The 16,908-nt window shown below is 67.9% G+C and carries 17 protein-coding genes; 6 read left to right on the top strand and 11 right to left on the bottom strand.

Features of this window, described 5'->3' with window-relative positions:
* Positions 1-7 precede the first annotated feature (7 nt).
* The 3 genes from rpoZ to OOT46_RS24810 form a co-directional block, all read right to left on the bottom strand.
* Positions 8-211, bottom strand: coding sequence for a DNA-directed RNA polymerase subunit omega (rpoZ, locus tag OOT46_RS24820; RefSeq protein ID WP_265406313.1), 204 nt, complete (start codon positions 209-211; stop codon positions 8-10).
* 66 nt (positions 212-277) lie between these two features.
* Positions 278-898 carry a guanylate kinase gene (gmk, locus tag OOT46_RS24815; protein WP_265406312.1) on the bottom strand — a complete coding sequence of 207 codons (621 nt, stop codon included), beginning with the start codon at positions 896-898 and terminating at the stop codon, positions 278-280.
* Between the two features lie 21 nt (positions 899-919).
* On the bottom strand, positions 920-1,849 hold the full coding sequence (locus OOT46_RS24810; protein WP_265406311.1) for a YicC/YloC family endoribonuclease: 930 nt from the start codon (positions 1,847-1,849) through the stop codon (positions 920-922).
* A gap of 28 nt (positions 1,850-1,877) precedes the next feature.
* On the opposite strand from OOT46_RS24810, the gene OOT46_RS24805 reads away from it, so the two are divergent.
* The 6 genes from OOT46_RS24805 to OOT46_RS24780 all read left to right on the top strand — a co-directional run bounded on the left by OOT46_RS24805 (position 1,878) and on the right by OOT46_RS24780 (position 7,004).
* Positions 1,878-2,846: a serine/threonine protein kinase gene (locus tag OOT46_RS24805; protein ID WP_047196271.1), complete on the top strand. Its 969-nt coding sequence runs from the start codon at positions 1,878-1,880 to the stop codon at positions 2,844-2,846.
* A 32-nt stretch (positions 2,847-2,878) separates the two neighbouring features.
* Positions 2,879-3,790: a PP2C family protein-serine/threonine phosphatase gene (locus tag OOT46_RS24800; RefSeq protein WP_265406310.1), complete on the top strand. Its 912-nt coding sequence runs from the start codon at positions 2,879-2,881 to the stop codon at positions 3,788-3,790.
* Between the two features lie 84 nt (positions 3,791-3,874).
* The gene (rph, locus tag OOT46_RS24795) at positions 3,875-4,603 is read left to right on the top strand and encodes a ribonuclease PH (RefSeq protein ID WP_265406309.1); all 729 of its coding nucleotides are present in this window, start codon (positions 3,875-3,877) and stop codon (positions 4,601-4,603) included.
* Positions 4,604-4,605: 2 nt separating this feature from the next.
* Positions 4,606-5,223 carry an RdgB/HAM1 family non-canonical purine NTP pyrophosphatase gene (gene rdgB, locus OOT46_RS24790; protein WP_265406308.1) on the top strand — a complete coding sequence of 206 codons (618 nt, stop codon included), beginning with the start codon at positions 4,606-4,608 and terminating at the stop codon, positions 5,221-5,223.
* On the top strand, positions 5,207-6,406 hold the full coding sequence (hemW, locus tag OOT46_RS24785; protein ID WP_265406307.1) for a radical SAM family heme chaperone HemW: 1,200 nt from the start codon (positions 5,207-5,209) through the stop codon (positions 6,404-6,406). The genes rdgB and hemW overlap by 17 nt, the downstream gene beginning before the upstream one ends.
* Before the next feature lie 52 nt (positions 6,407-6,458).
* Complete coding sequence (locus tag OOT46_RS24780) at positions 6,459-7,004, top strand: response regulator (protein WP_322114290.1); 546 nt, start codon at positions 6,459-6,461, stop codon at positions 7,002-7,004.
* Positions 7,005-7,008: 4 nt separating this feature from the next.
* Here the strand turns inward: OOT46_RS24780 and OOT46_RS24775 are convergent, their stop codons facing one another.
* From OOT46_RS24775 to OOT46_RS24735, 8 genes are all read right to left on the bottom strand, one after another.
* Positions 7,009-8,085: a protein-glutamate methylesterase/protein-glutamine glutaminase gene (locus OOT46_RS24775; RefSeq protein ID WP_265406305.1), complete on the bottom strand. Its 1,077-nt coding sequence runs from the start codon at positions 8,083-8,085 to the stop codon at positions 7,009-7,011.
* 11 nt (positions 8,086-8,096) lie between these two features.
* Entirely contained in the window at positions 8,097-8,774 is a 678-nt protein-coding gene (gene cheD / locus OOT46_RS24770) for a chemoreceptor glutamine deamidase CheD (protein ID WP_265406304.1), read from the bottom strand.
* 74 nt (positions 8,775-8,848) lie between these two features.
* The gene (locus OOT46_RS24765) at positions 8,849-9,727 is read right to left on the bottom strand and encodes a CheR family methyltransferase (RefSeq protein WP_265406303.1); all 879 of its coding nucleotides are present in this window, start codon (positions 9,725-9,727) and stop codon (positions 8,849-8,851) included.
* A 159-nt stretch (positions 9,728-9,886) separates the two neighbouring features.
* Entirely contained in the window at positions 9,887-10,594 is a 708-nt protein-coding gene (locus tag OOT46_RS24760; RefSeq protein WP_265406302.1) for a hypothetical protein, read from the bottom strand.
* A gap of 337 nt (positions 10,595-10,931) precedes the next feature.
* A complete protein-coding gene (locus tag OOT46_RS30810; RefSeq protein ID WP_322114289.1) occupies positions 10,932-12,491 on the bottom strand; it encodes a methyl-accepting chemotaxis protein in 1,560 nt (519 codons plus the stop codon).
* A gap of 16 nt (positions 12,492-12,507) precedes the next feature.
* The gene (locus tag OOT46_RS24745) at positions 12,508-12,984 is read right to left on the bottom strand and encodes a chemotaxis protein CheW (protein ID WP_265406301.1); all 477 of its coding nucleotides are present in this window, start codon (positions 12,982-12,984) and stop codon (positions 12,508-12,510) included.
* A 115-nt stretch (positions 12,985-13,099) separates the two neighbouring features.
* On the bottom strand, positions 13,100-14,677 hold the full coding sequence (locus OOT46_RS24740) for a methyl-accepting chemotaxis protein (protein WP_322114288.1): 1,578 nt from the start codon (positions 14,675-14,677) through the stop codon (positions 13,100-13,102).
* 274 nt (positions 14,678-14,951) lie between these two features.
* The gene (locus OOT46_RS24735; protein WP_322114287.1) at positions 14,952-16,814 is read right to left on the bottom strand and encodes a methyl-accepting chemotaxis protein; all 1,863 of its coding nucleotides are present in this window, start codon (positions 16,812-16,814) and stop codon (positions 14,952-14,954) included.
* Positions 16,815-16,908 lie beyond the last annotated feature (94 nt).

Here is a 16,908-nt window from a genome sequence, read left to right as displayed (position 1 = left end):
CAGCGCCTCAGAGCGGGACCTTACGCAGCATTTCGATGCCGACCTCGCCGGCGGCGATCTCGCGCAGGGCCGTCACGCCGGGTTTGTTCTTGGCCTCGACCTTGGGCGCATGGCCCTGGCTCAGCATGCGAGCGCGGTAGGTGGCGGCGAGCACCAGCTGGAAGCGGTTCGGGATCTTCTGCAGGCAGTCTTCGACGGTGATGCGGGCCATGAAACACTCCGGGAGCCACGCAATCGTGGCGAAAAGGGGGCGGGCGGTCGGGGCGGAAACCCTGATTCAGCCCAGTTCGAGCGCGTCGAACACCGATTTCTTGCTTCGACGCTGCGCGGCGTACTTGAGCCGCTGCGCATGGACGATCGCCTTCAAATCGAACAGCGCCGTCTCGAAAAGAGCGTTGATTATAACGAAGTCGAAGTGCTTGGCCTGAGCCACCTCCACCCGGGCATTGGCCATGCGGGTTTCGATCACTTCGTCGCCGTCCTCGCCGCGCCGGCGCAGGCGCTGCAGCAGTTCTTCGAAGCTGGGCGGCAGGATGAAGATCAGCACCGCGTGGGGAAACAGCTGCTTGATCTGCAGCGCGCCCTGCCAGTCGATCTCCAGGATGACGTCCTCGCCGCCGGCCATGCGCGCTTCGCAGGCGGCCCGCGAGGTGCCGTAGAGGTTGCCGTGCACCTCGGCCCACTCGAAGAAGTCGCCCCGGGCCACCATGGCGCGGAACTCCGCCTGGTCGACGAACCAGTACTCGCGCCCGTTCTGCTCCTGCCCGCGCGGCGGGCGGGTGGTGTGCGAGATCGACACCACCAGGTGCGAATCCAGCTCCAGCAGCGCCTTGACCAGGCTGGACTTGCCGGCGCCGCTGGGCGCCGCCACCACGAACAGATTGCCTGGATATTCCATATCTACCTCAACGCCGGAGAATCACTCGATGTTCTGGACCTGCTCACGCATCTGCTCGATCAGCACCTTCATCTCGACCGAGATCTGGGTCAGCTCCAGGGCCGAGGCCTTGGAACCCAGGGTGTTGGCTTCGCGGTGCAACTCCTGAATCAGGAAGTCGAGCCGCTTGCCCAGTTCGCCACCGCTCTTGAGCAGGCGGGCGATTTCGTCGAGGTGCGCATTCAGCCGCGACAGCTCCTCGGCCACGTCGATGCGGATCGCGTAGGCCGCGGCTTCGCTCAGGGCCCGCTCGCGCAGCGTCTCGGCGCTCATGCTCTGGGCCGCGCCGGCGGCCTCCAGGGCCTGCTGCCAGCGCTCCAGGAAACGCTGCTGCTGCTTCTCGACCACCTGCGGCACCAGCGGCGCGGCTTGGGCGGCCAGCTCGCGCAGCTTGGTGATGCGCTCCATCAGGATGCCGACCAGGCGCTCGCCTTCGCGGGCGCGGGCCTCGATCAGCCCGGTGATGCACTGCCGGGTGGCGGCCAGCGCCGGCTCGTCCAGCTTTTCGGCCGGCGCGCTACCGCGGCACCACTGCAGCACCTCGTGCACGGACAGCGGCTGGGCATTGGCCAGCCAGCCCTGCACGGTCGCCTCGATGCCGGCCAGCCGGTTGAGCTGGTCGACCTGGGGCTGGGGCAGGGCCGTGTCGGCCTCGCGCTGCGTGTTCATGCGCAACTCGATCTTGCCGCGGCGGAAGCTGGCCGTCAGCAGCTCGCGCAGGGCCGGCTCGATCGCACGCAGGTCGTCCGGCATGCGGAAGGCCAGGTCCAGGAAGCGGCTGTTGACCGAGCGCAACTCGACGGTCACGGTCGCAGCCGCGCCGCCGGCCTCGGAGGGGGTGGAGGGCTCGCTCGGGGAAACCAGGGCCTGCGAGGCGGCGCTCGCATACCCGGTCATGCTGTAAACTGCCATGACACTTATCGCATTGCAAAATCCGATTATGTCAAAGCCCAAGCCATCCCCGTTGCCTCCAGGCACCGTGGTCGGCGGTTATCAGATCATCAAGAAGCTGGCGGCCGGTGGCTTTGGCGTCGTCTATCTGGCTGAAGACCAGGACAAACGCCTGGTCGCGCTGAAAGAATACCTGCCGTCCTCGCTGGCCGAGCGTTCGCCCGGCGAACTGGCGCCGCGCGTCAAGCCGGAAAAGCAGCCGCTCTACCGGCTCGGCCTGAAGAGCTTTTTCGAGGAAGGGCGGTCGCTCGCGCAGATCTCGCACCCGAGCGTGGTCTCGGTGCTCAATTTCTTCCGCGAGAACGAAACCGTCTACATGGTGATGAACTACCTGCAGGGCGACACCCTGCAGGACTTCATCGTCACCGCGCGCGAGCTCAAGCGCGACAAGGTGTTCCGCGAGTCGACCATCCGCTCGCTGTTCGACGAGATCCTGCGCGGGCTGCGCATCGTGCACCAGCACAAGATGCTGCACCTCGACATCAAGCCGGCCAATATCTTCATCACCAATGACAACAAGGCGGTGCTGCTGGACTTCGGCGCGGCGCGCGAGGTGCTGAGCAAGGAAGGCAACTTCATCCGCCCGATGTACACGCCGGGCTTCGCCGCGCCCGAGATGTACCGACGCGACGGCACACTGGGCCCGTGGACCGACATCTACGCGATCGGCGCCTGCATCTATGCCTGCATGCAGGGCTACCCGCCCAACGACGCGCCGCAGCGCATCGAGAAGGACCGGCTGACGCTGTCGCTTTCGCGACTGCGCAACATCTACTCCGACAACCTGATCGAGGTGACCGAGTGGTGCATGGCGCTGGACCCGCTGTCGCGCCCGCAGAGTGTGTTCGCGTTGCAAAAAGAATTGGCGCGCGAGACCGAGCGCCGTTATACCAAGCTGAGCTTCAGTGAGCGCCTCAAGTTGCAGCTTGAGAATCTCAAGGGCGGCAAGCAGGCCTGAAGCAGTACCACCAGCCAAGGGGCGACGCCAACATGAGGTTCTCGGTTTACCAGGTCAGTCGCAAGGGCGGACGCGAAAAGAACGAAGACCGGATGGGGTACTGCTACACCCGCGACTCCGGTCTGTTCGCGCTGGCCGACGGCATGGGCGGCCACCCGGAGGGCGAAGTCGCCTCCCAGGTCGCCCTGCAGACCATGGCGGCCCTGTTCCAGCGCGACGCCAAGCCGATGCTGCGCGACCCGCTGCGTTTCCTGCACGACGCGATCATTGCCGGCCACCACCAGCTGCTGCGCTACGCCACCGAAAAGGCGCTGCTCGACACGCCGCGCACCACCGTCGTGGCCTGCGTGCTGCAGAACGGTGCCGCCTACTGGGCCCATTGCGGCGATTCGCGGCTGTATTTCGTGCGAGGCGACAAGCTGATCGCCCGCACCCGCGACCATTCCTATTCCGAGCTGCAGGAAACCCTCAACGGGGTGGTGCCGCTCGGCGAACGTTTCAACCGCAATGTGCTGTTCACCTGCCTGGGCAGCCCCGGCAAGCCGGTGGTCGACACGGTGGGCCCCATGCTGATGCAGTCGGGCGATCGCGTGCTGCTGTGCTCCGACGGGCTGTGGGGCAGCATCTCCGACCAGGCCATCACCGACCAGCTGGCGACCCGCCCGATCTCGGACGCGGTGCCCGAACTGGTGGAGCAGGCGCTGCGCCATGCCGGCAGCAAGAGTGACAACGTGACCGTGCTCGCGGTGGAGTGGGAGTCGTCGGAAGACTACGATTCCACCAAGGCGATCTCGACCCAGACCCTGGGCGAGGAAGTGTTCGCGTCGACAATCCAGGCCAGCGTGCTCGGCCAGGAACCCGACGAACTCGACGAGGCCGAGATCGAACGCTCGATCCGCGAGATCAACGAGGCGATCAAGCGCTCTTCGCAGAAAAAGCCCTGAGTTTTGCAAGATCCGCGCAGGACCTCGGCGGGTGCCGGCCTGCGCCGTGTCACGGCCGGCGCGCCTTTCCTCCAGGACATTCCGATGACTTCCTTTGTACGCAGCCAGGGCCGCGCGCCCGACGCCTTGCGCCCGGTGCGCATCACCCGGGGCTACACCCGCCACGCCGAGGGCTCGGTGCTGATCGAGTTCGGCGATACGCGTGTCCTGTGCACCGCCTCGGTCGAGGAGCGGGTACCGCCGCACAAGAAGGGCAGCGGCGAAGGCTGGGTCACGGCCGAATACGGCATGCTGCCGCGTGCCACCCACAGCCGCAGCGACCGCGAGGCGGCGCGTGGCAAGCAGACCGGTCGCACGCAGGAGATCCAGCGGCTCATCGGCCGCTCGCTGCGTGCGGTGTTCGACCTCGCTGCGTTGGGCGAGCGCACACTTCAGTTCGACTGCGACGTGATCCAGGCCGACGGCGGCACCCGCACCGCGGCGATCACCGGTGCCTGGGTGGCCGCTCATGACGCGGTCGGCGTGCTGATCTCGCGCGGCCTCCTCGAGCGTTCGCCGCTGACCGACGCGGTCGCGGCCATCTCGGTCGGCATTGTCGACGGCGTGCCGCTCCTGGATCTCGAATACACCGAGGACTTCGCCTGCGGCACCGACATGAATGTCGTGATGACCGGTTCGGGCGGTTTCGTCGAGGTGCAGGGCACCGCGGAAGGCCGGCCCTTCTCGCGTGCCGAGATGGACACGCTGCTGGGGCTGGCCGACCACGGCATCCGCGAACTGTTGCTGGCGCAGCGCGCGGCGCTGGGGATCTGAGCATGGCGACGCGACTTGTGCTGGCGTCCAACAACGCGAAAAAGCTCGTGGAACTGCAGGCGCTGTTCGCGCCCCTCGGCATGGAGCTCGTGACGCAGGGCTCGCTGGGCATCCCCGAGGCCGAGGAGCCGCACCCGACCTTCGTCGAGAACGCTCTCGCGAAGGCGCGCCATGCGGCCTTGGCCTCGGGCGGCGCGGCGATCGCCGACGATTCCGGTCTTTCGGTCGACGCGCTCGGCGGGGCGCCGGGTGTGCTGTCGGCCCGCTATGCGACGCTGTTCGGGGCCGAAAAGAGCGATGCGGCCAACAACCGCGTGCTGCTCGACAAGCTGGCCGGGGAAAGCCGGCGGCGCGCGCGTTTCGTCTGCGTGCTGGCCGCGGTGCGACGCGCCGACGACCCGGAGCCCCTGATCGCGATGGGCCGCTGGGAGGGCGAGGTGCTGGAGTCCGGACGCGGCAGCCGGGGCTTCGGCTACGACCCGCTGCTGTTCATCCCCAGCCTGGGCAAAAGCGTCGCCGAACTCGACGCCGACGAAAAAAACCGGCTCAGTCATCGCGCGCTGGCGGCACGTCAGATGCTCGCGCTGATGCAGGAGGTGTGGCTTGACCGCGACCGCTGACCTGCAGGCACGTTACCTGCGCCCCGGCACCTTGCAGCTGGGCGCCTTGCCGCCGCTGTCGCTCTACGTGCACCTGCCGTGGTGCCTGCGCAAGTGTCCCTACTGCGACTTCAACTCGCACGAGTGGCGCGAAGGCGGCACGCCACCCGAGGCGCGCTACCTGGAGGCATTGCGCGCCGACCTCGAAGCCGCGCTGCCCGCCGTGTGGGGGCGCCGCATCCACAGCATCTTCATCGGCGGCGGCACGCCCAGCCTGTTTTCACCCGACAGCATCGACCGCTTGCTGGCCGATGTGCGCGCGCGCCTGCCGCTGGAGCCGGGCTGCGAGGTCACGCTCGAAGCCAACCCCGGCACCTTCGAGCGCGACCGCTTCCGCGGCTTTCGCCAGGCTGGCGTGACGCGGCTGTCGATCGGCGTACAGAGCTTCGACGACGCCAAGCTCAAGGCGCTCGGCCGGGTGCACGACCGCGCCCAGGCGAGAGCCGCGCTGGAGGAGGCGCAGCAGAGCTTCGAGACCTTCAATCTCGACCTGATGTATGCGCTGCCGGGCCAGACACTGGCCGAGTGCGAGGCCGACCTGCGCGAGGCCCTGGCCTTCGCGCCGCCGCACCTCTCGGTCTATCACCTGACCCTGGAGCCCAACACCTATTTCGCCAAGTTCCCGCCGGTGGTGCCGGACGACGACACCGCCGCCGAGATGCTGGACCTGATCACCCGCGTGACGGGCGAGGCGGGCCTGCAGCGCTACGAGGTCTCGGCCTATGCGAGGCCCGGCCATGCCTGCGAGCACAACCTCAACTACTGGCGTTTCGGCGACTACCTTGGCATCGGCGCCGGCGCCCACAGCAAGCTCAGCTTTCCGCACCGCATCATCCGGCAGGTGCGCTTTCGCGAACCCGCGCGCTACATGGAGGGCGCGCTGGCCGGCCAGGCCGTGGCGCAAGACGAGGAGGTGGCCCGCAAGGAGCTGCCTTTCGAATTCATGCTGAACCTGCTGCGCCTGAAGGAAGGTTTCGAGCTGGCGCGCTTCACCGAGCGCACCGGCCTGCCGCTCACGGCGATCCAGGCCGGCCTCGACGAGGCCGAGCGGCGCGGGCTCATCGAGCGCGACTGGCAGCAGGTACGCCCCAGCGCGCGCGGTTTCGACTTTCTCAGCGACCTGCAGGCGCTTTTTCTGGCCTAGGGCATTTCCTTGGAGACGCTTAGGCGATCTCCCTGGGCGGCCGGCTCCTTGCGTGCATGCTTCACGCTTCCTGCTGCCGCGTGCTGCGCGCGCGGCCGGCGAGGGGGTTTTCAGCGGTGTGCCGGCGTGGCACGATAGCCCGCGCGGCGTGCCGTATCGCCGTGACTCTGGAGTTCGGATCGTGTCTGCCGCTTCTGCCTCGTCTTCGGACCTGCGTGATACGCAAGCCGGACGGGAACCCCTGCGTGTCCTTGTTGCGGAAGACGATCGGGTGCAACAGATCCTGCTGTGCACCCATCTGGAGGCCTGCGGCTGCCTGGTCGACATCGCCGAGGACGGGCACGACGCGCTCGAGATGTGGCAGGCCCACCGGCACCGCCTGGTCATCACCGACTGCCGCATGCCGCGCATGGACGGCTACGAGCTCGCCAAGGCGCTGAGGGCCGATCCGGCGGGTGCCGACGTGCGCCTGGTCGGCACCAGCGCCGACACCGAGGACGCACCGCTGGCGCTGGCGGCCGGCATGGAGCAGCTGCTCCAGAAGCCGGTCTCGGGCGCGCAGATCGCGGCCTTGTGCGCCGCCGTCAAAGGCTCCTGAGCCCTTACACGCGGTTGAGGCTCAGGCCCGAAGTGCTGCGCAGCCGCTCGATGAGCTGGGGCGCAATCTGCGTGAGCGGCAGGACCTCGTGGGCGGCGCCCGCCTGGATCGCTTCGCGCGGCATGCCGAAGACCACGCAGCTGGCTTCGTCCTGCGCGTAGTTGTAGGCACCGGCGTCGCGCATTTCCTTCATGGCCCTGGCGCCGTCCGCGCCCATGCCGGTCAGCATGATGCCGATCGCGTTCGGCCCGACCACCCGCGCCGCCGACTTGAACAGCACCTCCACCGAGGGCTTGTGGCGGTTCACCGGCTCGCCGTCCAGCACGCGGGCGATGTAGTTGGCGCCGCTGCGTTCGATGCTCAGGTGGTGCCCGCCCGGCGCGATGTAGGCGTGGCCGGGCAGCACCCGCTCGCCGTCGGTCGCCTCCTTGACCGCGATCTTGCACAGTCCGTCGAGGCGGGTCGCATAGCTGCGCGTGAAGCCCGGGGGCATGTGCTGAGTGATGACCACCGCCGGGGCGTCGGCCGGCAGGTTGACCAGCACCTCGCGGGTGGCCTCGGTGCCGCCGGTGGACGCGCCGATGAAGATGATCTTCTCGGTCGACAGGCGGCCGATGTTGTGCACCGTCGCAGCCGCCGGGCGGCTGTCGCCCGCGGCCGGCAGCTGAAGCTTGCGCACCTGCGCCTTGGCGGCGATGCGGATCTTGTCGGTGATTTCCTGGGCCAGCTGCTGCAGCCCGTTGGAGATGCCGATCTTGGGCTTGGCGACGAAGTCGATCGCGCCCAGCTCCAGAGCGCGCAGCGTCACGTCGGCGCCGCGCTCGGTCAGGGTCGACACCATCACCACCGGCATGGGCCGCAGCCGCATCAGCTTGGACAGGAAGTCGATGCCGTCCATGCGCGGCATCTCGACATCCAGGGTGATCACGTCGGGATTGAGGTTGCGGATCATCTCGCGGGCGACATACGGGTCGCTGGCCGCGCCGATGCACTCCATGTCGGGCTGACGATTGATGATTTCGGTGAGCAGGCTGCGCACCAGGGCCGAATCGTCGACCACCACGGCTCGGATCTTGGTCATGGTCGGGCCTCTCAGAACAGGTCGATGGAGCCGGCGCCGCTGGACGGCGGCACGATACGCTGACCGGCGGCGCGGTCCTGCGCGATCAATGCGTCCGGGTTGGTCGGCGCCAGGCGCTTGACCATCGCCTTGCCGCTGTGGGGGAAAAAGCAGACCTTGCGCGGATAGACCTCCAGCACGTCCTTGGAGACGACCGGGATGTGCTCCGTCTTCAGGTAGTTCATCACGAAGTCGGTGTTGCGCTGGCCGACGTTGATGGAGTTCATGCCGCTGATGACCTGCCCGCCGCCGAACACCTTGGCCTCCAGCGTGGAGCGCGCGGCGCCGCGTTTCATCAGCTCGTTGATCAGGAGCTCCATCGCGTAGGAGCCGTAACGCCCGCAGTCCTGTGCGCCGCCGCCGTCGGGCAGCATGAAATGGTTCATGCCGCCGACGCGGGCGGTGCGGTCCCACAGGCAGGCGGCGATGCACGAGCCCAGGGTGGTGAGGATCACCAGGTCCTGGTCATGCACGAAGTACTCGCCGGGCAGGACCTTGACCGCATCGGTCTTGAAATGGGCGTCGTAGAAGAAGAACGAAGCTTCCCCGGGTTTGCGCGACTGGGCTTTGAGCTTCTCCAGCCGCGTGGTGGATGGTGCCCCCGCGTTGCCGCTGAAGCCCGAGGTTTTCTGGAATGCGCTGTCGGCCATGGTGGTCTTATCGTCCTGGGCGCGGGTTCACTTGATGGGGAGTTGCTCGGAGCAGGGAGCCGGCGTGCAAAGGCTCACGCGCGCTGGTAGACGGTCTTGCCGCGCAGCTGGAACAGATCCCGGGCATCGGTGAAGTTCTCCGAATGGCCGACGAACAGCAGCCCGTGGGGTTTCATCGCCGCGTGGATGCGCTCGAGCACGCGGCGCTGGGTCTCGGCGTCGAAATAGATCATCACGTTGCGGCAGAACACGATGTCGAAGGCCTCGCCCAGCGACCAGCTCGTGTTCATCAGATTGAAGGTGCGGAAGTCGATCATCGCGGCCAGCTCGGGCTTGATGCGGATGGCGCCGGTGTTGCGGCCGGTGCCGCGCAGGAAATGGCGCTTCAGCAGCTCCGGCGACAGGCCGCGTGCATCGTCGCCGTAGACGCCGCGGCTGGCGGTCGCTAGCACCTTGGTGTCGATGTCGCTGGCAAGGATCTTGACGGGCGCTCGCGGGCCCAGCGTATCGGCCACCGTCATCGCGATCGAATAAGGCTCCTCGCCGGTCGAGGCGGCGTTGCACCAGATGCGCAGGGGCCGGGTCGCACCGTGTTTTTTCAGTTCCTCGGCGAGCAGGCGGAAATGGTGGTCTTCACGGAAAAAAGCCGTCAGGTTGGTGGTCAGGCAGTTGATGAACTCCTGCCACTCCGCTTCGCCCTGGGCACCGGAGGCGCGCTCCAGCCACTGCAGGTAGTCCGCGAAGGAGCGGTACCCGGTCTCGCGCAGCCGGCGCGACAGGCGGCTGTAGACCATGGCCTGCTTGCCGGCGTGCAGGCTGATGCCGGCGCGCTGGTAGATGAGCTGGCGCACCCGCTCGAAGTCGGCTTTGTCGAAGCTGAATTCCTGGTTCCGCTCGGCGACGGGTGGCACGGAGGTCTGCGGCGCGAGGGGGGAGGGCAGAACGGCGCTCATGAAGTCGACGGGTAGGGGTCCAACAAAGCCGAAGCAGTGGGTACTGCTTGCGCTGCTTACTGCTTATCGGCAGCTTGAAGCTCGGCTTGAGGAGAACCGTCGAGAGCCGGTTCACGGCCCGCAGGACAGGGGCGGCGCAAGGCCGCCACGGGGCGAGTGTCAGCGGCGTGCCGGACTGCGGTCCAGCAGGTGCCAGTTGAGCTGGAAGGAATAGGTGGTCGAGTCCGGCGCGCCGATGGTGCGGCCCGCGCTGAGTTTCATGCCCAGCCGGCCGGGCACCAGCCACCAGTTGGTGCCGAGCGATTGCACGGTGCTGGCCCGGTCGGAGCTCTGCATCTCGCCGGCCAGCGAGAGGCGATCGTCGAGGGCCCAGAGCACGGCGGCGTTCAGCAAGGTGGAGGTCTGGCCGGTGGGGGTGTGGTAGCGCGGACCGAAGTTCAGGCGCAGGCTCATGTCGGACGGCAGCGTGAAGGTGGCCAGGCCGAGCACCGTGGCGTTGTCGAGTTCGAAGCGGCTCATCTCGGCCAGCCGCTGGGTGTAGGTCGAGACCTTCAGGCCCCAGCGCGCAGGGCCGTAACGCCAGGCGGCGTCGGAGATCTTGGCGGCGGCGCCCAGGCCCCAATTGCCTTCCTTGGAGCGCTGCAGCGCGGTGAGGTTGCCCCCCAGACGCGGCGCGGCGGTCTCGCTGCAGGCCGGGTTCGACAGGAGGGCGTTGGCGCCGCTGGCGTGCTGGTACCAGCCTTCCACCTGGCAGCCGCCGGCGGCGACGCGGCCCGGGTCCTCGGTGGCCACGGCCGGCAGGCCGGCGGCGCTGGCCGGCAGCGCGGCGAAGGCCGCGAGCGCGGCCGCCGCGAAAGTGGCACACACGCCCCAAGGGCCGCGAAGGGGGCGGATTCGGTTCTCCCTGTCCATCTGAAACGCTCCTGTGGCGATGTGCCGCCGGACGCCCGACCCGCCTCCAGGAGGGGCGGCAGCCGTGACAGGCGGCACGAGGTCGCGACGGTCTGGGCGGAATTATCGGTGCCGCGAGGCAGGGCGCCATCCCCAAATTCGGGTGGACGCGGACATTCCGCACACAAGCCGAGGCCGCTTGCGGCCAAGGCGACCGCTCACTCGTGCCTGGATTGTTTCGCTGCTTGGCGGGGCTGAAAGAAGCAACAGGACCGGATTTCCGGTCCTGTTCTGCATCGACACCGTCAAGCCATCAGTGCGCCAATGTCGTAGACATTTCGATCTTGAAGGCGCTCACCACGTCGGCGAGGCGCACCGCCTGGTCCTTGAGGCTCTCGGCGGCGGCGGCCGACTGCTCCACCAGCGCCGCGTTCTGCTGGGTCATCTCGTCGAGGTGCGAGACGGCCTGGTTGACCTGGCCGATGCCGTCGTTCTGCTCCGCGGTGGCGGCGGTGATCTCGGCGATGATGTCGGTCACGCGCTGCACCGAGCCGACGATGTCCTTCATCGTGGTGCCGGCGGTCTGCACCAGCTTGGAGCCGGACTCGACCTTCTCGACGCTGGCGCCGATCAGGCTCTTGATCTCCTTGGCGGCCTGGGCCGAACGCTGGGCCAGACTGCGTACCTCGCCGGCGACCACCGCGAAACCGCGCCCCTGCTCGCCGGCACGCGCCGCTTCCACGGCGGCATTGAGCGCCAGGATGTTGGTCTGGAAGGCGATGGCGTCGATCACGCCGATGATGTCGGCGATCTTTTTCGACGAGGTGTTGATCTCGTCCATCGTCGCGACCACTTCGGACACCACGCTGCCGCCCTTGGCCGCCACCTCGCTGGCCGAGGCCGCGAGCTGGTTGGCCTGGCGGGCGGCGTCGGCGGACTGCTTGACGGTGCCGGTGAGCTGCTCCATCGAGGCCGCGGTCTGCTGCAGATTGCTGGCGGTCTGCTCGGTACGGGCCGAGAGATCGTGGTTGCCGCTGGCGATCTCGCTCGATGCGGTGGTGATGTTTTCACTCGACAGGTGCACCTTCTCGACGATGGAGCGCAGCGCCGACTGCATCTGCACCAGCGACTGCAGCAGGCCGGCTGCCTCGTCACGCCCCTCGACGCGGACCAGCCCAGTCAGGTCGCCGCGGGCGATCGCGTCGGCCAGCTCGCGGGCCTGACCGATCGGCCGGCAGATGCTGTGCATGTTGAGCAGGGTCAGCGGCACCACCACCACGGTGGCGATCAGCACCGCCACGCCGAACAGCACGACGGTGCTCTGCATGGCGGCCCGGTTCTCCTCCTCGGCGGCGCTGCCTTCGGCATGGATCATCTGTTCGACCAGGTCGAGCTGGTTGTCGGCCTCGTCGAAGGCGGCATACGCAGCCACGGCCACCTTGTTCACCGTGGTCGCGGAATCGTAGGCGCTGCCTTCGAGCTGGACCGTGATGTTCAGGAAACGCTTGTGGTACTCGGCCAGCGACCTCTCGATGCCTGAGCGGTCCCCGGCGACCCGCTTCAGCGGGGCCTGGACGTCGGCATAGCTCTTCTCCCACGCAGCCTTGGCGGACTTGACCTTCTCCGGGTTCTCGTAGTTGATGATCATGTCCTTCTCGTACCGGCGCAGCATGCCCATCGACTCGCGCAGGGCGGTCAGGGCCTGGCTCTTGCCGGCCGAGCCCTGGATGAAGTCCTTGCTGAGGGCCTGCAGGCGGTACATGCCCAGCAGGCCGGCGCCGCCGACCAGTGCCAGCAGCACCAGAACGACCAGGATGGCGCCCACCATGCGGGTGCGTATGGTGAAGCTGCGCATCAGGTTCATGACTTGCATGGGTGTCTCTCCTTGCTCAGTCGACCAGACCCATCGAGGGGTCGGTCATCAGCTGTTCGATGTCCAGCAGGATCAGCATGCGTTCGCCGACCTGCGCCAGGCCGGTGATGCAGGCCGAGTCGACGGCCGAGCCGATCTCGGGCGCCTCGCGCACGCTGTCGGGGGCGATCTCCAGCACGTCGCTGACGCCGTCGACCACCACACCCACGACCCGGTCGGCCACGTGCAGCACGATGACGACGGTGAAGGCGCTGTATTCACAGTCGGGCGTGTTCAGACGCAGGCGCAGGTCCACGATGGGCACGATCACGCCGCGCAGGTTGACGACACCCTTCACGTGTGAAGGTGCGTTGGCGATGCGGGTCGGGGGTTCGTAGGAGCGGATCTCCTGGACCTTCAGGATGTCAATGCCGTATTCCTCGTTGCCGAGGCGGAAGGTCAGGTACTCGCGTGGCCGGAGAGCCGTTTCGTTGAAGCCTTCGGTGGCGCCCATGATGCGTTGCTGCGGGAATGGTTCGTCGGTGGAGGAAACGCGTCGCGCGGCGACAGGGCGGCGCGACACAACGATGTATTTATCGGCACTCGAGTGCCGGCACTTGAGCCCCGGGTCAGACCAGCGCCGGATCCGCTGCGTCGAGGCGGAACTGCGCCACGACCGAGGCCAGCCTCTGGGCCTGGTCCTTGAGGCTCTGCGCGGCCGCGGCGGACTCTTCCACCAGCGCCGCGTTCTGTTGGGTCATGTGGTCCAGCTGGGACACCGCCGTGTTGACCTGGCCGATGCCCGAGCTCTGCTCGCGTGCAGAAGCGGCGATGTCGCCGATCATGTCGGTGACCCGCTGTACGGCCGCGACGATCTCGTTCATCGTGGTGCCGGCGTCGGCCACCAGGCGGGTGCCGCCCTCGACCTTCTCGACCGAGGTGCCGATCAGCGTCTTGATCTCCTTGGCGGCCTGCGCCGAGCGCTGCGCCAGGTTGCGCACCTCGGCAGCCACCACCGCGAAGCCGCGGCCGTGTTCGCCGGCGCGGGCCGATTCCACGGCGGCATTGAGCGCCAGGATGTTGGTCTGGAAGGCGATGGCGTCGATCACGCCGATGATGTCGGCGATCTTCTTCGAGGCGGTCGTGATGTCGTCCATCGTTGCGACCACCCGGGAGACCACGGCGCCGCCGCGCTGCGCCGCCGAGCTGGCGGAGCTGGCCAGCTGCGAAGCCTGCTGCGCGCTCTCGGCGCTGTGGTTGACGGTGTCGGTGAGCTGCTCCATCGAGGAGGCGGTCTGCTGCAGGTTGCTGGCGGCCTGCTCGGTGCGTGCCGAGAGGTCCTGGTTGCCGCTGGCGATCTCGGAGCTGGCGGTGCTGATGCTGTCGGTGGCGGTGCGCACCTGGCTCACCATGGCGCGCAGCGCTTCCTGCATGTCCACCAGGGCCTGCTGCAGCTCGCCTGCCTCGCCGCCGGTGTTGACCTCCAGTGCATGCGAGAGGTCGCCGCCGGCGATGGCCCGGGCCTGCGCGACCACGCCGCGGATCGGGCGCGAGATCGAGCCGCTCATCCACCAGCCGAAGACGGTGGCGAAACCCAGGCTGGCGGCCACCAGCAGCAGCGTGATGAAGGCGGCCGTGCGGGTCTCGCTCTGCGCCTGCGCGGAGGCGGTCTCGGCGCGGTGCAGCGCCAGGCTCTGCAGCTTGTCGATACCGCCGAGGTAGGCGACGCGGGCCTTCTCGAAGTCGCCGTTGAGCAGGCCTTCAAGCGCCACGTAGTCGCCCTGGTCGCGAAATTCCTTGATGCGTGGCTGCATCGCCTCGATCTGCTTGCGCAGCTGGTCGACCTGCTGATACTGGCTGCGCATCTCTTCGGTCACCAGCGCCGCGGCGATGACCTTCTGCCGCTTCTCGATCTGGGTGACCGCCGCCTGGTAGTCCTTCATCAGCAGGTCCGGGTATTCGCCGGTGCCCAGGCGCGAATGGGTGGCGACACGGAAGACGTTCAGCTCGACCAGGGCTTTCCAGGCGCCGGTTTCCTGCATCAGCTTCCATTCCTGCTTGGCGAGGCGGTCCAGCACCGAGGTGGTGTCGAACAACTTCTTCACGCTGTAGCCGCTGATGCCGACCATCAGGGCCATCAACAGCCCGAGGGCCACGGCCAGCCGGGTGGAGATGCGGGTGCGGTTGAAGCGCGCGATGAAGTCCATGGTGTCTCCTTTTTGTGGTACGCGGCCACGCCGGGAGGGCACTGCGGGCCCTCTTCTGGAGCAGGAATTTTCTGTAGCGCAGCCACGGCGCATGTCGTGAATATCGGGGTCTTCCGGCCGCAACTTGAGTGTTGGGGGCTCCGGGTTGACACGGAGGCCGGCGACACGGTGGCGGAATGTGTGCAGTTTTCGGCGAGAACCCGCGCCATGCCGCCGGCCGCCAAGAAAAACGCCCGCACGAGGCGGGCGTCGGGATTGGGGTGAGGGCGAGGCCTCAGAAGGTGGTCCAGTCGTCGTCGCCGGCGGGCGCGGCAGCGGCCGGCGCCGCAACGGGGGCGGGGCTGGCTGCCTTGGCTGGCGCGCGCGGCGCGGCCGGTGCGGCGGAGACGACAGCGGCGGGTGCCGCCTGCGGCTTGCTCGGCGCGGCCGGGGCGGGCGCTGCCTGAGACTTGCTCGGCGCGGCGGGAGCGGCAGCGGCAGGGGCGGCCTTGACCGGCTGGGCGCTGAGGGTTGGCTCGGCGGCACGTGCCGGCGCGGCAACCGTCAGGCGGGCCTTCTCCACGGCGGCGCCTGTGATGCGGCTGGCGCCGTCGAGCTTGAAGGTGGCGACCACCTCGGCCAGCTGGCGAGCCTGGTCCTTCAGCGACGTGGCGGCCGCGGCGGACTCTTCCACCAGCGCGGCGTTCTGCTGCGTCATGTGATCCAGCTGGTTGACGGCGGTGTTGATCTGGCCGATGCCGCTGCTCTGCTCGGAGGTGGCCGCGGTGATCTCGCCGATGATGTCGCTCACGCGCTGCACCGAGGCGACGATCTCGGTCATCGTGGAGCCCGCGTCCTGCACCAGCTTGGAGCCGGACTCGACCTTCTCGACGCTGGCGCCGATCAGGCTCTTGATCTCCTTGGCGGCCTGGGCCGAACGCTGGGCGAGGTTGCGCACCTCGCCGGCGACCACCGCGAAGCCGCGGCCCTGCTCGCCGGCACGGGCAGCTTCGACCGCGGCGTTGAGCGCCAGGATGTTGGTCTGGAAGGCGATGCCGTCGATCACGCCGATGATGTCGGCGATCTTCTTGGAGGAGCTGTTGATCTCGTCCATGGTCGAGACGACCTGGGAGACCACGTCGCCGCCACGGGCAGCGACGCTGGAGGCCGAGGAGGCCAGCTGGTTGGCCTGGCGGGCGGCGTCGGCGGACTGCTTGACGGTGCCGGTGAGCTGCTCCATGGAGGAAGCGGTCTGCTGCAGGTTGCTGGCGGTCTGCTCGGTGCGCACGCTCAGGTCCTGGTTGCCGCTGGCGATCTCGGTGGAGGCGGTGGCGATGCCGTCGGTGGCCTGGCGCACGCGGGAGACCATGCTCTGCAGCGCGTCGCGCATGCCGTTGAGGCCCTGCTGCAGGCGGGTCGCCTCGTCCTGGCCCTGCACCTCGATGGTGGCGGTCAGGTCGCCGGCGCCGACCTGCTCGGCAAAGCGGGTGGCGTCCTGCAGCGGCAGCACGATGGAGCGACCGACACGCCAGCCCAGCAGCGCCACCAAGCCCACCGCGACGGTGACGATGATCGCGGCGGCAATCGTGACGGCCTTGTGCAGCGCATTGAACTTGTCGGTGACCACGCCGACGTAGTGGTCCACGACGCCCATGATCTGCGCCATCGCGCCTTCGATCCGGGCCATCTGTTGCTCGGCGGGTTTCAGGGCCGCTTCGGCCTCGGCCACGTTCGTGTACTGCCCTGCGACGGCTTTCTCGAGGACCGGACGGGCGGCTTCCCGGTAGGCCGGCAGGCTCTCATTGACGATCTTGATGGCGTCGAGGGTCGTGGGGTCGAGCATGCGCCGGTGCAATTCCTCCGCCTCGGCGGCGGCACGGTGCAGTTCCGCGTCCCACTTCTTGAAGTGCTCGCCGGCGGCCGATGCGTCTCCCATCGCAATCAGCACTTGCTTCTCGTGGCGGCTGACATGCAGCGCGGCGCGCCAGAGTTCGTCGCCGTCCTTCAGGCCGTGCACCAGGTGGAAGTTGTAGCGGTTCATCGACTCGTTCTGCAGACGCGAGGTGAACCAGGCGGCGGTACCGGCGGCAATCACCATCAGCGAGATGAGGGCGAAGGCAAGGATCAGCCGGGTTTTGATCGTGAGGCGGCGAAGCATCGTGTGTGTCTCGAAGCAAGGAAGGACGGCGCGCGAGGTCAGTGCCGGAACATGGCACGACCCTGCGTCGCCACGGACCGTACAGCGACGGGGG

The organism is Aquabacterium sp. A7-Y, assembly GCF_026153205.1.
GTDB lineage: Bacteria > Pseudomonadota > Gammaproteobacteria > Burkholderiales > Burkholderiaceae_C > Caldimonas.
The sequence above is the reverse complement of the archived record's forward strand: the minus strand, read 5'-3'. Positions and strand labels throughout refer to the sequence as shown.

Excerpts from the sequence above, each read along its gene's own strand:
- rpoZ (WP_265406313.1), bottom strand. The coding sequence starts at position 211 with ATGGCCCGCATCACCGTCGAAGACTGCCTGCAGAAGATCCCGAACCGC.
- gmk (WP_265406312.1), bottom strand. The coding sequence starts at position 898 with ATGGAATATCCAGGCAATCTGTTCGTGGTGGCGGCGCCCAGCGGCGCC.
- OOT46_RS24810 (WP_265406311.1), bottom strand. The coding sequence starts at position 1,849 with ATGGCAGTTTACAGCATGACCGGGTATGCGAGCGCCGCCTCGCAGGCC.
- OOT46_RS24805 (WP_047196271.1), top strand. The coding sequence starts at position 1,878 with ATGTCAAAGCCCAAGCCATCCCCGTTGCCTCCAGGCACCGTGGTCGGC.
- OOT46_RS24800 (WP_265406310.1), top strand. The coding sequence starts at position 2,879 with ATGAGGTTCTCGGTTTACCAGGTCAGTCGCAAGGGCGGACGCGAAAAG.
- rph (WP_265406309.1), top strand. The coding sequence starts at position 3,875 with ATGACTTCCTTTGTACGCAGCCAGGGCCGCGCGCCCGACGCCTTGCGC.
- rdgB (WP_265406308.1), top strand. The coding sequence starts at position 4,606 with ATGGCGACGCGACTTGTGCTGGCGTCCAACAACGCGAAAAAGCTCGTG.
- OOT46_RS24775 (WP_265406305.1), bottom strand. The coding sequence starts at position 8,085 with ATGACCAAGATCCGAGCCGTGGTGGTCGACGATTCGGCCCTGGTGCGC.
- cheD (WP_265406304.1), bottom strand. The coding sequence starts at position 8,774 with ATGGCCGACAGCGCATTCCAGAAAACCTCGGGCTTCAGCGGCAACGCG.
- OOT46_RS24765 (WP_265406303.1), bottom strand. The coding sequence starts at position 9,727 with ATGAGCGCCGTTCTGCCCTCCCCCCTCGCGCCGCAGACCTCCGTGCCA.
- OOT46_RS30810 (WP_322114289.1), bottom strand. The coding sequence starts at position 12,491 with ATGCAAGTCATGAACCTGATGCGCAGCTTCACCATACGCACCCGCATG.
- OOT46_RS24745 (WP_265406301.1), bottom strand. The coding sequence starts at position 12,984 with ATGGGCGCCACCGAAGGCTTCAACGAAACGGCTCTCCGGCCACGCGAG.
- OOT46_RS24740 (WP_322114288.1), bottom strand. The coding sequence starts at position 14,677 with ATGGACTTCATCGCGCGCTTCAACCGCACCCGCATCTCCACCCGGCTG.
- OOT46_RS24735 (WP_322114287.1), bottom strand. The coding sequence starts at position 16,814 with ATGCTTCGCCGCCTCACGATCAAAACCCGGCTGATCCTTGCCTTCGCC.